The organism is Burkholderia sp. Tr-862 (genome assembly GCF_011753085.1).
GTDB classification, from domain to species: domain Bacteria; phylum Pseudomonadota; class Gammaproteobacteria; order Burkholderiales; family Burkholderiaceae; genus Burkholderia; species Burkholderia ambifaria.
The window spans coordinates 1-13,914 of record NZ_VWWG01000163.1 but is presented as its reverse complement, the minus strand read 5'-3'; the positions used below and the strand labels follow the sequence as shown (position 1 = coordinate 13,914).

The window sequence follows — 13,914 nt, the reverse complement described above, 5'->3', positions numbered from 1 at the left end:
CCCGACTCGCCCGGCTCGGTGTAGTTCGGCGGCGCGGCCGAGGCCGACTGGCCGTGATACGTCAGCGACTTGCGCTGCTGCAGATACGCGTCGCGGACGAACGAGTACGGATCGAGCGCCGCCTGCTTCAGCAGGTCGGTCGCGCCGAGCAGATCCGAGCGCGCGCTGATGAACTGCGCGATGTACATCGGATTGCGCGCGGCCGGCTCGATGTAGTTCAGCAGGTTGAAGCGGACGTCCACCGCGCGGCCGACGCCGTCGCGGATCGTGCTCGGCCCGAACACGGGCAGCACGAGGTACGGGCCGGACGGCATGCCCCAGCGCGCCATCGTCAGCCCGAAATCCTGGTGATGCTTCGGCAGCCCGGCAGGCGTCGCGATGTCGATCAGGCCGGCGACGCCGAACAGCGAGTTCATCGCCACGCGCATCAGATCCTGCGTCGCATCGGTGATGCGCAACTGCAGCAGGTTGTTCGCCATGTTGCCGAGATCGCCGAGGTTCGAGAAGAAGTTGCTGATCGCCGTGCGCATCGGCGTCGGCGTGATCTTCTGGTAACCCTTCGCGATCGGCACGGCGATGTTCGTGTCGACCGTGTCGTTGAACTTGTACATCGCCCGGTTCATCGGCTCGAGCGGGTCGTTGGGGTTGCGGTTCGGGCCCGTCGCGCAGCCGCTCAGCAACGCGCTGGCAGCGACGGTCGCCGCAATGATTCGCACCTTATTCATTATTTCCTTGCGATTGGTTCTGGGCGCGTTTGACGCGCGGTTTGCCCATCAGGACGGGCTGAAACACCACGGCGCCGATCAGGGTGCAGGTCAACGCCAGCGCGAGCAGCTTGCCCATGCTCGACGTGCCCGGATGATGCGACAGCCACAGGCTGCCGAAGGCGGTTGCCGTCGTCGCGGCGCTGAACAGCACCGCGTGCGTGAGGCTCGAGTGCAGCAGGCCCGTTTGCCCCGCGCGCCACGCCATCACGAAGTACACCTTGAACGCGACGCCGACGCCGAGCATCAGCGGCAGCGCGATGATGTTCGCGAAGTTCAGCGACATCCCGAGCAGGACGCACATCTCGAGCGTGACGAGGCCCGACACGAGCAGCGGCACCAGCGTGCGCAGCACGTCGCCGAAGCGGCGCAGCGTGATCCACAGCAGGATCGTGATCGAGATGATCGACCACAGCGCCGCATGCAGGAACGCGTTGATGATCGTGTCGGCCGAATGCAGGATCGAGATCGGACCGCCGGTCGCGCCCGGCTCCGCGGCCTTCACCGCCTTCGCGAAGCGGCGCAGCATCGTGTCGTCGTTCGGGTCGACGCCCTTCGGCACCTTCGGCGAAATCTGCACGAGCGCATGGCCGTCCGGCGCGACCCAGTCGCGCACGATCTGCGGCGGCAGCGATTCCCGCGTGACATCCTGCGGCTGCAGCAGCGTCGCGAGCTGGTTGAGCGCGATGCGCAGCGTGTCGGAGAACGCGCGTTCGGCGCGGTCGCGCGTCGCGCTGTCGGCGGCGGCGAGCTTCGCGAGCGATGCCGACAGATGCTGGGCGGCGGACGCGCCCGGGCCCGGGTGATCTTCCGCCGCGTAGCCCAGCAGGTTGGACACGCGCTTGAGCGCGGCGACGCGTTGCGCGTCGGTCGCGTTCGGCGCGGCCGGCTGCGTGAGCGCAGGCAGCAGCTCGCTCGCGGCCGCGGCGATCGCCGCGCGCTTGGCCGGCTGGTCGGCCGGGACGAAGGTCGTGAGCGTCGTCGTGCGGCCGACTTCCGGCAGCGCGTCGAGGCGCTTCGCGGCCGCGTCGGCCTCGGCGAGCGACGGCGCGAGCAGCGTGACGTCGTTGACGGCCGCTTCGGGCGAATCCTTCAGCGCGAGCAGCGTCGCCATCGATTCGCTGTGCGGATCCTTCAGGTGCAGCGGGTTGAAGTCGAAGTGCAGGAACGCGAGCAGCGGCAGCGCGCCGATCACGACCGCGAGCGTGCCGATCAGGATCGGCTTGCGATGGCGATCGAGGAAGTCGTCGACCGGTGCGAGCCACGGGAAGCCCGGCGTCTTCGATTCGCCCGGCGGCGCGAACAGGCGCAACAGCGCGGGCAGCAGCGTGAGCGTGGTCAGCAGCGCGACGAACATCCCGACGCCCGCGATCAGGCCGAGCTCGGATACGCCGCGATAGGCGGTGGGGATGAACGAGAAGAAGCTCGCCGCGACCGCCGCTGTGGCGAGCGCGAGCGGCATGCCCATCGAGTGCGCGGCGCCGATCAGCGCGTGATCGATGCGTTGATCGCGGAAGCGTTCCTCGCGGTACTTCACGCCGTACTGGATCGAGAAGTCGACGCCGAGGCCGACGAACAGCACCATGAACGCGACCGAGATCATGTTCAGCGAACCGACCATCGCGAGGCCGAGCGCGGCCGTCACGACGAGGCCGACGAACAGCGTGACGAGCACCGAGCCGATCATCCGCTTCGAGCGCAGCGCGAGCCACAGGATGACGAGCACGGCCAGCAGCGTGAGCGCGCCGTTGAGCGCGGCGCCGTCTTCCACCGACGCGAATTCGTCGTCGGCGAGCGGCTGTTCGCCGGTCAGGCGCACGACCGCGCCGTAGCGTTGCTCGAGGCCGAGCGCTTGCGCGGTGTCGCGGATCACCTGGGTCGTTTCCGCACCGGCCTTCAGCGCGCCGTAGTTCACGACCGGCTGCACGGTGACGAACGCGCGGGCGGGCTGGCGCGCGGCATCGCTGTCGACCAGCCCGCGCCACGAGAACGCGGCCGGCTTGCCGGCCAGCACGTCGTCGACCGTCGCGGCGCTGCGCGCGAGCAGCTTCGCCATCGAGGGCAGCTTCACCTGGCCGGTGAGGAGCGGCTGGCCGAGCGTGGTGGACAGCGTGGTCGCGAGCCCGGTCAGGCTCGGGTTCTTCGCGAGTTCGTTGACGAGCGGACGCGCGCTCGCGAGCTGCGAGGTGGTGTCCGACACTTCCTGCGGCGACAGGAACAGCAGCCCGTTGTGCTCGAAGAACGGGCCGCCGCCGGGTTCGGCGACCTGGCCGATCCGGCCGGCGTCGGCCTGCTTCTGCAGGGCTTCGGTGAGCGCGTGCGCGGCGGCCGTCGCGAATTCGGGGGCGGGCGCCTCGACCACCGCGAGGATCGTGCCGTTGCGTTGCGGGAAGGCCTTGTCGACGGCCTTGCCGAGTGCGGCCCACTGCGGTTCCGCGTCGACCAGTTTGCTGATGTCCGTGTTGATCTTGAAGTGCTGCGCGACATAGACGCCGCTGAAGACGGCAATGACGAGCGACAGCACGACGACCCAGACGGGGCGGCGTACCGACAATGCGACGAGTCGGACGATGAGAGATGTCACCATGTGGCGGTGGGATGGGGCTGGCAAGGGCAAAGCAACGAGTATACCGGCGCCGCGTGACGTCGGTCGCAACGTTGGAGCATGAAGGGGGCGGGAAGGATATTTGCTCGGCGGCGATGGAATCGGCACGAATGATCGGACCATTGGTAAGCGGATATTTACATAATCGGCCCGGATCGTGCCGCGGCGACGCTCCTGTGACAAAAGGGGCTCAAAGGTAACAGTCGGTCACCGCGCGGCAGGCGGGCGTCCGGGCCGCTATACTTCGACCCACCGGCCGATGCAATCGACGCAAACCGCCGGCCGTTTTTTTCTCATCGAGTGCGATATCCGTATGAAACGTCATCTGTTTGCTTTCGTCGCGGCGGCCGCCGTGTCGGTTTCCGCTTTCGCGCAGAGCGCGCCGGTCGACATCGTCCGCAATGCGGTCGAGGGCACCGTCAACGCGATGAAGGCCGATCCGGCTGCACGCGGCGGCGACATGGCGAAAATCACGCAAGTCGTCGAGCAGCGCTTCCTGCCGGTGACCAACTTCGAGCGCACGACCCGCATCGCGGTCGGCGATGCCTGGAAGCAGGCGACGCCGCAACAGCAGCAGGAACTCTACAAGCAGTTCAGGGTGCTGATGACGCGCACCTATGCCGCGTCGCTCGCGCAGCTCGGCAGCCAGGACGCGAAGTTCTCGTTCAAGGCCGGCGGCGCGTCGGGCGCCGATGCGCTGGTGCAGTCGACGGTCACGACGCCGGGCGACAGCCAGTCGGTCGGTTACCGGCTCGGCAAGGTCGGCAACGACTGGAAGATCTACGACATCGACATGTCGGGCGCGTGGCTGATCCAGGTCTACCAGGGGCAGTTCAAGAGCCAGCTCGCAACGGGCGGCATCGACGGCCTGATCGCGTATCTGCAGAAACACAACTCGCGGACGAACTGATCGCCGCTCGCCGATCCGTTTGGGTCGGCATGCATGAAGGGCGCCCTCGGGGCGCCTTTTCCATTCGTAGGTCAGTCGAGCGATAGAGCGGCGTCCGCGACTGTGCGACGGTGACTCAGCGAATCACATACGAGGCGAGAAAAAAACAGCATCGTTGGAGTAACCAACGTGCTCAGCGAGCACAGCACCGTTTGCCGTGTCGCGCGTCGGCGTCCCATACGCCAGCCGGCGAAGGCAAATCCAAGCGATGGCCCAAGCAGAAAACCGATTAGCAGTGCAGCAAGCGGCCACGGCGGTGAGCAGAGATCGATCTCATGACAACCATCGCCCCCGGAAGGCGGTCGCAAGCCGATCCAGCATGCGAGCCAAGTCGTGATCAGGCCAGCGATCCAGTACAGAAGCGGAAAGCCGACGCGTCTCATTTGGTCGGGTAGCGAGCGGATTTCCTGCGAGTCACGATAATCGCGCCGGCCGTCGCAAAAATTGCAATCAGCCCGCCCCATCCGAGAAAAAATAGATTCGCGATCTCGGGATTCGTATCGAAAAGGCTTCCCTCGCCACGCAGGACGAATGCACCGTAAACGTAGAGTGCTCCCCAGCAGATCATTGTCGCGAGCGCTCCACCGACAAGTGCGCCTACTACTACAGTCACGAGTTTCATTTGACGGGAAAAAACAAGATGGTTTTCGAATTTCGGAAATCCGACCAGATGCCCGGCAGGACTATATTCCATGAAATTCGCACGCCTGATCCGAAGCCCGTGAGTTTGCTCCCGTTCCAGAGGTCGACGTGACCGCCGCTCAAGTTGTCAGGTGAGTCGCCGTCCTGCAGCCAATAGCCGTCAAAGAATATGATTCCGGTCCGACCGGATACCTTACTCGCCCAATTCGGTCCCGTTATATTCTCGGGAGCCAGTACGCCCGCGATCGGCCGCAGTTTCAACCACTCAGCGAACTCGTATGCGCGCGTGGCGGTCGGTTTGCCGGCGAGCAGAAGACGACCCAGCGTCGGTTTGCCCGGCATCGGCCGAACCCGCTTCCGCGAAAACGACTTCATTGCGATGCCGACCTTGTGAAGCGTCACACTCATCCGGATCGCGCACTGGTTCTTGTACTGTCCGTTCGGATCGTCGTATGGGTTTCCGTGCGCGTAGTTGTTCCATAGCTCGGAAAATGTCACCGACTTCAGTTCGACCTCCTTGTGCGAGTTTTGCACGGCGGTTGTCGTCACGACTGTTTTTCCATTCGGCATTACACGTCCCCGTTCGATCTTGCGAGCGCTTCGTCGCCCCAATAGATCGTGTACTCGTCCTTGCCGCTCGTATGGATGCGCGGCAGGTATCCGGTGCTGTCGAGTCGGCCGGAGTGAACGCGCCCGTCCGCGGTTTCGATGATGTAGGGATAGTCGGGAGAGGCGCCGTTTCCGGTGGCGCGAACGCATTCGTCGTAGACGCACGCAGCCACGGTCTTGACGTTGCCTTCCCGATTCATTCCGGAGGAAACGACGCTCGCCGCTTCCGCTAGGTCGTCGCACCATGAATTGCCGGAGAGCACCGCGACGATGCGTGGCGGTGTCGAGCATCGACATCGAACGATGTCGCCATCGGCCGCCGTTTCGCCCATGAATTCGATGCGCTTCGGACCGCCGGTCTTGGCGATCTGCCCGGTGCTCTCGCACGCTGCGCAGAATGCGAGGCCGCCGATCAGCGCAACCTGACGCCCGGCGTCGCCGAACGTGAATGTCGGCCCTGCGTACGCAAGGATGTGTCCCCCGGTCTCCAGCTCGTCGCCGACAACGGCGATGCGGCGCATCATGATTTCGCTCCTCGATTCGCGTCACCGATATCTGCAGGTGATGCCGACTGCCGCAAGACGAGTTCACGCACGTGTCATGCGAATCACGAGCACGATGCTCGTTTCGGCAAGCGAAAGGATTCCATTACCCTCGGGGTGAGGTCGATTGGACAAGTATGAAATTGGAAGGTGAATTGCGTGCGGCGCGAGCAATCAGGAGACTGCCCTACCGCCGCCGATGCTCGACCGCGAACTTGATCAGCTCCGCCTGCCCCTCGATCTCGAGCTTGCGCTTCAGATTCAGCCGATGGGTTTCCACCGTACGGACCGACAGCCCCGTCTGCTGCGCGATCTGCTTGCTCGACAGCCCCTCGGCCAGCGCGTCGAGGATGTCGCGTTCGCGCGGCGTCAAGCGGTCGAGTGGCGACGCGGTCGCGCTCGCCTGGATCATCCGCGCGGCGAGCCCTTCGCTGAAGAACGTCTGCCCGACCAGCACCGCACCGATCGCGCGGACGATCTCGCTCGCCGGCGAATCCTTCAGCAGGTAGCCGCTCGCGCCGGCGCGCACGGCCTGCGTCACATACTCGATGTTGTCGTGCATCGACAGCATCAGCACGCGAATCCCCGGAAAGCGCTCGTGGAACACGCCGGCGAGCGTGATGCCGTTCATCCCGTTCATGCCGACGTCCATCAGCGCGAGATCGGGTTCGAGCGACGCGGCGAGCGCGAGCGCTTCGTCGGCGTTGCCGGCTTCGCCGACCACGGACAGGTCGGCCGCCTCGAGCCGCATCCGCAGGCCGTCGCGCACCAGCGGGTGGTCGTCGACGAGCAGCAGTCGGGCGGCGGGCCGGTCAGTCTCGGGGGCGCTCATGGGCAAAGGTCTCCGGTTATGGTGGTGCTCGTCAGGCGGCGCGCAGCGGCACGCGCGCGGCCACGACGGTGTGGCCGACCTGCGACGCGATCGTCAGCGTGCCGCCGAGCGCGTCGAGGCGCTCGCGCATGTTGCGCAGCCCGATGCCGCGGCGCGCATCGGTCTGGGTCCGCTCGGCATCGAATCCGCAGCCGTTGTCGGCGATGGTCAGCCTGACGGCATGCGCGCCGACGTCGAGCGTGACGGCCGCGCGCGACGCCTGCGCATGATGCACGATGTTGCTGAGCGCTTCCTGCGCGATCCGGAACAGCGCCGTATTGACCGGCGCGGGCAACGGCCGCGCGCCGCTGTGCGCAACCTGCGTATAGCCGATGTCGATGCCGCTCTCCGCGCCGAGTTCGCGCACGAGCTGCTCGAGCGCGGCCGCGAGGCCGAGATCGTCGAGCATCGCCGGGCGCAGCGCATGCGAGATGCGCCGCACTTCGCGCAGCGTGTCGCCGAGCCGTCCGACACCCGTCGCGAGCGCCTGCTCGGCCTCGGGCATGCGCGTCGCGCCGCGCTCGAACCGCGCGAGCGCGGACTCGAGCATCAGCTTCGCGGACACCATCATCTGGCTGATCCCGTCATGCAGCTCGCGCGACAGCCGCGCGCGCTCCTGCTCCTGCGATTCGACGACGCGCTGCGCGAGTTGCTTGAGCTTCGCATCGGCGCTGCGCGATTCGCTGACGTTCAGCACCAGCGCGCAGACGGCGATCACCGCCGCGCCAGTCAGCGCGATCGCGGTGAGCCAGCTCATCGTGCGCTCGATGTTCGCGGACGCGCGCGCGTCGATGCGTTGCAGCGCGGTGTCGACGTCGTCGAGATAGATGCCGGTGCCGACCATCCAGCCCCAGCGTTCGAGCGCGACGACGTAGCCGAGCTTCGGCGCGACCTTGCCGGTCGACGGCCGCTGCCACGCGTAGCGCACGTAGCCGCCGCCGTGCGACGCGGCGCCGATCAGCTGCTGGATCGTCAGCGCGCCCTGCGGGTCGCGCATCGACCAGAAGTTGTGACCGACGCGCTCGGGCTCGCGCGGATGCATCAGCGAATTGCCGTGCAGGTCGTAGACGAAGAAATAGCCGTCGGGGCCGAAATCCATCTTCTGCAGCATCGCGAGCGCCTGCGTGCGCAGCAGCCCGTCGTCGCGCGCATTGCGGCCGCTCGCGTCGTAAAGCGGCATGATCGCGCTCGTCGCCAGTTCGACGTAATGCTTCAGCTCGACTTCCTTGCTCGACAGGTAGGCGGCCTGGATCGTCGCGTGCTGCGTGCGCGCGAGCGACGTCGCCTGCTGGCGCACGCCGAAGCCGATGCCGGCGATCGCGAGCAGGAACGGCACGATGGCCAGAAGGAAAATCTTTGCCTTGAGTCTCATGGTGGTGCGAAGCGGGCGCGGGCCGGCGGGCGCGTGTGTCGTGCGGCGGCGCGGCGAGCCGACATTGTCGGCGATTTTGCCCACAGGCGGCGGTGTCGAGAGCCGCACGGATGGCCGGCCGACGCCGCGGTCAGGCGCGCCGCGGCACGGGTTCGACAGACGAGGACGTCTGCACGACGACCTGGTTGCGCCCGGATTCCTTCGCGCGGTACAGCGCGTCGTCGGCGAGCTTCAGCGCGGCCTGGATGCTGTCGTCGTGTTCCGGATAGCAGGTCGTCACGCCGATGCTCGCGGTCAGGCGGCCGGACGAGCCCGCGTCGTGCCGGATGCCGAGATCGAGGATGCCGGTGCGGATCGATTCGGCGATCGTCACCGCGCCGTTCGTATCGACATTGGGCAGCACGACGACGAACTCCTCGCCGCCGTAACGGGCCGCATAGTCGGCCGGACGGCGCAGGCAGCCGGCGATGCAGCGGGCGACCGCGGCGAGCGCGTCGTCGCCGGCCTGGTGGCCCTGCGAGTCGTTGTAGCGCTTGAAGTGGTCGACGTCGACGAACAGCAGCGACAGCGCGTGCTGCGAACGCGCCGCGCGGCGCCATTCGCGCGCGAGCGTGACGTCGAGCATCCGGCGGTTGTCGAGGCCGGTGAGGCCGTCGGTGCGCGCGAGCGCCTGGAGTTCGGTTTCCGCGCGGTGACGCTTGCGCAACTGCACGTCGAGCAGCAGCGACAGGCAGACGAAGCCGAGCGCGAGCACGGCCATCGCCGAGCCGATCGGGATCGCGCGGTCGTACCACGCGGCGTAGGTGTCGGCTTCCGAGCGCGCGACCATGATGATCAGCGGCAGGTTCTCGAGGTGCCGGAACACGTACAGCCGCCGCACGCCGTCGATCGACGCGGTGTCGGAGAAGCTGCCTTCGCTGGCGGTCATGAAGTGCCGGAACGTGCTGGCCTTGCTGATGTTGCGCCCGACGATCGCCGGTTCGTACGGCTGGCGCGCGAGCATCAGGCCGGATGTATTGATCAGCGCCATCGACCCGCGATCGCCGAGAGAGAGGCGCGAGAACAGGTTCTGGAAATATTCGAGCCGGATCGATATGACGGCGACGCCGCCGAACGACCCGTCGGGCCGCGTGATCCGCCGGCTGAGCGCGATGCTCGGCGAGCCGGCGCGCAGCCGCGAATGGTACGGGTCGCTGACGTACAGGCCGACGTCCGGGTGGTCGCGATGCACGGTGAAGTACCGTTCGTTGCCGAAATTGGCCTTGCGCGGCACGTCGCTCTTGCCGTCGACCGCAATGTCGCCGTTCGCGTCGAGCACGTAGATACCGCCAAGATACTTGGCCGTCGTCGCGCGATCGAACAGCACCTGGCGGCGCAGCGGCATCGGCAGCGCGACGACCGCCGGATCGTTCTCGCCTTCGACGACTGCCTGCAGCGACAGCGCATAGAACTCGATGTTGCGCTCGATGTCCCACGACGCCATCAACGCGATGTTCTGCTGCGTGATGCGCGCACGGTCGCGCGCGTCGATGCGTGCCTCGTATAGCACGATTGCGCACAGCAGCAGCAGGAGCAGACCGAGCAGCAGCCCGGAATAGAAGATCAGGTGCGGCAGCAGGAGCCGGCGCACATGAGCGGCGACACGGCCCGTCAGGCCGGATTCGCTGGGCATTGCGTAGTCGGTTTCTGCCATGGTCCGTGGATCGAGGGGGCATCGCCGCCGGGCGGCGGGCCGATGCGATTATGTTCATATTGATTGGCCGGTGGCGATCCGGTACGCGGCCCCCGATACGCATTCCGCCCGACCGACAGAAAAAGCGGGCGCCGATCATCGGTAATTGCGGCCGGATAAGCCGTCGGATTACCCTCGCACCGGCCAGATAAATCTGCCGCGATTCGACGATCCGACGAATCGCGCGGCGCGCAATGGTCCGAGTATAACGCGCACATTCGTGGGCGCGAAAAATGTTGTAGGCCGTTGATCCGGATCAAATTATCGCGTCGGCCAAGGCTTGCCGATCGCGCGCGCAAGCGTTGCAGCGCAAGGCTCTGCGCCGAAGTCGAGCGATACGCACCGGTTATCCGTTTTCAGCGTCCGGGTGAATCCGTATATGAAAAGCGGGCGGCCGAGATGGCCGCCCGTTTCGTGAAACCGCATGCGGGAAAGCCCGCATGCGGACGCTCAGGCGCCGTGCTGTTGCGCCTTGAACGCGAGCCGGAACCGATGCAGCAGCGGCTCGGTATAACCGCTCGGCTGCGACGTGCCCTGCAGCGTCAACGCGCACGCGGCCTTGAACGCGGTCGACTGGTCGTAGTTAGGCGCCATCGGGCGGTAGTTCGGGTCGCCCGCGTTCTGCTGGTCGACGACGCGCGCCATCCGCTTGAACACGTCGAGCACGAACGCCTCGGTGATTACGCCATGGCGCAGCCAGTTCGCGATGTGCTGGCTCGAGATGCGCAGCGTCGCGCGGTCTTCCATCAGGCCGACGTCGTGGATGTCGGGCACCTTCGAGCAGCCGACGCCTTGTTCGACCCAGCGCACGACGTAGCCGAGGATGCCTTGCGCGTTGTTCTCGACCTCGCTCAGGATCTCGCTTTCGCTCCAGGCGGCGCGCTCGACGACCGGCACGGTCAGCAGCCCTTCGAGCAGCGCGTCGCGTTCGCTCGCGTAGGGCGTCTTCTCGAGCTCTTGCTGGACGGCCTGCACATCGACTTGGTGGTAGTGCAGCGCGTGCAGCGTCGCGGCGGTCGGCGACGGCACCCACGCGGTGTTCGCGCCGGCGCGCGGATGCGCGATCTTCTGCTCGAGCATCGCGTGCATCAGGTCCGGCATCGCCCACATGCCCTTGCCGATCTGCGCGCGGCCGCGCAAGCCGGCCGACAGGCCCGCGAGCACGTTGTTGCGCTCGTATGCGGTGATCCACGCCGACGACTTCATCTCGCCCTTGCGGATCATCGGGCCGGCTTCCATCGCGGTGTGCATTTCGTCGCCGGTGCGGTCGAGGAAGCCGGTGTTGATGAACGCGACGCGCGTGGCGGCGGCCGCGATACACGCGGCGAGGTTCACGCTGGTGCGGCGCTCCTCGTCCATGATGCCCATCTTCAGCGTGTTGCGCGGCAGGCCGTACAGATCCTCGATGCGCGCGAACAGCGTGTCGGCGAACGCGACTTCGACCGGGCCATGCATCTTCGGCTTCACGATGTAGATCGAGCCCGTGCGCGAATTGCGCTTGGCCTTCAGGTCGTGCAGCGCGCACAGCGTCGTGACGACGCCGTCGAGAATCCCTTCCGGAATCTCGTTGCCGTCGCGGTCGAGCACCGCGCCGTTGGTCATCAGGTGGCCGACGTTGCGCACGAACAGCAGCGAGCGGCCGTGCAGCGACAGCGTGCCGCCGGCCGGCGTCGTGTATTCGCGATCGGCGTTCAGGCGGCGCGTGAAGCTCTTGCCGCCCTTCGCGACTTCCTCGACCAGCGTGCCCTGCATCAGCCCGAGCCAGTTGCGATACAGCTGGACCTTGTCTTCGGCGTCGACCGCCGCGACCGAATCCTCGCAGTCGATGATCGTGCTGACCGCGGCTTCGAGCACGATGTCCTTCACGTTCGCGAGATCGGCGCGACCGATGGGGGTCGACGCGTCGATCTGGATCTCGATGTGCAGGCCGTTATTTTTCAGCAGGATCGCCGACGGCGCGCCCGCCGCGCCCTGGTAGCCGACGAATTGCGCCGGCTGCGCGAGGTGTACGACGCCCTTGCCGGTCTCGACGGCGAGCTGGCCGTCCTCCACGCGATAGCGCAGTACGTCGCGGTGCGAGCCGCTCGCGAGCGGCGCCGCGTTGTCGAGCACGTTGCGCGCGTAGTCGATCACGCGCTGGCCGCGTGTCGGGTTGTAGGCCGACGTGCGTTCGGCGCCGCCGTCCTCGGGCAGCGCATCGGTGCCGTACAGCGCGTCGTACAGGCTGCCCCAGCGTGCGTTCGCGGCGTTCAGCGCATAGCGCGCGTTCGACAGCGGCACGACGAGCTGCGGGCCGGCCTGCGTCGCGATCTCGCTGTCGACGTTCGCGGTGGCTGCCGCGACGTTCGACGGGACCGGCACGAGGTAGCCGATTTGTTCGAGGAACGCGCGAAACGCGGCATGGTCGCGCACCGGGCCGGGATGCGCGCGATGCCACGTGTCGAGTTCGTGCTGGAGGCGGTCGCGTTCCGCGAGCAGTTCGCGGTTGCGCGGCGCGAGGTCGTGCACCAGGGCCGAGAAACCGCTCCAGAACGCGGCCTTGTCGATACCGGTGCCCGGCAGTGCTTCGTTTTCAATGAACTGGCTCAGCGCTGGCGCGACTTGCAGTCCTGCTTGGTCGATCATCGTGATTCCTCCCGGGGAATGAAAAACGCGCGCGGATCAGGCCGCGACGCTTTGTGTGCCGGCGCGAGCGATCTGCGCGTCCTGTTCGGACTTTACGCCAGACACACCGATCGCGCCCGCAATGCGGCCGTCCACCGTGACCGGCACGCCGCCTTCGAGCAAGCCCGTCAGCGGCACGCTCAGAAACGCGGTGCGGCCACCGTTGATCATATCCTCATACGCCTTCGTCTCGCGACGGCCGAGCGCCGCCGCGCGCGCTTTGTCCTGCGCGATGTAGCTGCTGGCCGCCGATGCGCCATCGAGACGCGCGAACGCGAGCGGGTGGCCGCCGTCGTCGACGATGGCGATCGACACGGCCCAGCCGTGGCGCTCCGCTTCCGCGCGGGCGGCGGCGAGCATGCGCTCGACGTCGGCGAGTTCGAGTTCGGGTTTCGTTTGCATGGAAGTTCTCCGGAATCAGCGGTCAGTTGACCAATCGGTTGTCGACGAGCTCGATCCAGTGGCGCACGGACGTACGGCCCGCGCCGTTCAGGTGAGTCTGGCAGCCGATGTTGGCCGTGACAATCAGGTCCGGCCGCGCGGCTTCGAGCGCGTCGAGCTTGTTGTCGCGCAGCCGGGTCGCGAGTTCGGGCTGCGTCAGCGAATAGGTGCCGGCCGACCCGCAGCACAGGTGCCCGTCGGCGACATTCGTCAGATCGAAGCCGAGCCGCCTCAGGATGCTTTCCACCGCGCCGCCGAGCCGCTGCGCGTGCTGCAGCGTGCACGGGCAGTGCACCGCGACGCGGCGCGGCATCCCATCGGCCAGCGCGTCGAGCGGCTCGGCCGCGATCACTTCCGCGAGGTCGCGCGCGAGTGCGCTGACGCGCTGCGCCTTGTCCGCATAGGCGGGGTCGGAGCGCAGCAGGTCGCCGTATTCCTTCACGAACGCGCCGCAGCCGCTCGCCGTCAGCACGATCGCTTCCGCGCCGGCCTCGATCGCGGGCCACCACGCATCGATGTTGCGGCGTGCGCGTGCGAGCCCGGCCTCCTGCGCGTTCAGGTGATATTCGGTCGCGCCGCAGCAGCCGGCTTCGCGGGCCGGCGTCACGCTGATGCCGAGCCGGTCGAGCACGCGCGCCGCGGCCGCGTTGGTGTTCGGCGACAGCGACGGCTGCACGCAGCCTTCGAGCATCAGCACGCGTCGTGCGTGGCGGCCCGGCGGGC

The 13,914-nt window shown here is 67.0% G+C and carries 12 protein-coding genes; 1 reads left to right on the top strand and 11 read right to left on the bottom strand.

Annotation, left to right across the window (positions count from 1 at the left end; genetic code table 11):
* A partial coding sequence (locus tag F3J14_RS28675) for a VacJ family lipoprotein (RefSeq protein WP_166725821.1) occupies window positions 1-725 on the bottom strand: 725 nt, incomplete at its 3' end.
* A complete protein-coding gene (locus tag F3J14_RS28670; RefSeq protein WP_166725820.1) occupies window positions 718-3,351 on the bottom strand; it encodes an MMPL family transporter in 2,634 nt (877 codons plus the stop codon). The genes F3J14_RS28675 and F3J14_RS28670, both read right to left, overlap by 8 nt.
* A 331-nt stretch (window positions 3,352-3,682) precedes the next feature.
* Here F3J14_RS28670 and F3J14_RS28665 point away from each other — a divergent pair, with 331 nt between their 5' ends.
* Entirely contained in the window at window positions 3,683-4,279 is a 597-nt protein-coding gene (locus tag F3J14_RS28665) for an ABC transporter substrate-binding protein (protein ID WP_166725819.1), read from the top strand.
* Window positions 4,280-4,697: 418 nt separating this feature from the next.
* Here the strand turns inward: F3J14_RS28665 and F3J14_RS28660 are convergent, their stop codons facing one another.
* The 9 genes from F3J14_RS28660 to glcF form a co-directional block, all read right to left on the bottom strand.
* The gene (locus F3J14_RS28660) at window positions 4,698-4,886 is read right to left on the bottom strand and encodes a hypothetical protein (protein ID WP_006753204.1); all 189 of its coding nucleotides are present in this window, start codon (window positions 4,884-4,886) and stop codon (window positions 4,698-4,700) included.
* Between the two features lie 50 nt (window positions 4,887-4,936).
* Window positions 4,937-5,530 (bottom strand): type VI secretion system amidase effector protein Tae4, encoded by a 594-nt coding sequence (locus F3J14_RS28655; RefSeq protein WP_166725818.1) that lies wholly within the window; start codon window positions 5,528-5,530, stop codon window positions 4,937-4,939.
* Window positions 5,530-6,093 (bottom strand): PAAR domain-containing protein, encoded by a 564-nt coding sequence (locus F3J14_RS28650; protein ID WP_166725817.1) that lies wholly within the window; start codon window positions 6,091-6,093, stop codon window positions 5,530-5,532. The genes F3J14_RS28655 and F3J14_RS28650 overlap by 1 nt, the downstream gene beginning before the upstream one ends.
* Before the next feature lie 205 nt (window positions 6,094-6,298).
* Complete coding sequence (locus F3J14_RS28645; protein ID WP_166725816.1) at window positions 6,299-6,943, bottom strand: response regulator transcription factor; 645 nt, start codon at window positions 6,941-6,943, stop codon at window positions 6,299-6,301.
* Window positions 6,944-6,974: 31 nt separating this feature from the next.
* Complete coding sequence (locus tag F3J14_RS28640; RefSeq protein WP_166725815.1) at window positions 6,975-8,354, bottom strand: cache domain-containing protein; 1,380 nt, start codon at window positions 8,352-8,354, stop codon at window positions 6,975-6,977.
* Between the two features lie 130 nt (window positions 8,355-8,484).
* Complete coding sequence (locus tag F3J14_RS28635; protein WP_166725814.1) at window positions 8,485-10,047, bottom strand: GGDEF domain-containing protein; 1,563 nt, start codon at window positions 10,045-10,047, stop codon at window positions 8,485-8,487.
* A gap of 489 nt (window positions 10,048-10,536) precedes the next feature.
* Complete coding sequence (locus tag F3J14_RS28630; RefSeq protein ID WP_166725813.1) at window positions 10,537-12,711, bottom strand: malate synthase G; 2,175 nt, start codon at window positions 12,709-12,711, stop codon at window positions 10,537-10,539.
* 36 nt (window positions 12,712-12,747) lie between these two features.
* Complete coding sequence (locus F3J14_RS28625; protein ID WP_166725812.1) at window positions 12,748-13,152, bottom strand: heme-binding protein; 405 nt, start codon at window positions 13,150-13,152, stop codon at window positions 12,748-12,750.
* Window positions 13,153-13,174: 22 nt separating this feature from the next.
* On the bottom strand, window positions 13,175-13,914 hold a 740-nt coding region (gene glcF, locus F3J14_RS28620; protein ID WP_166725811.1), incomplete at its 5' end, for a glycolate oxidase subunit GlcF.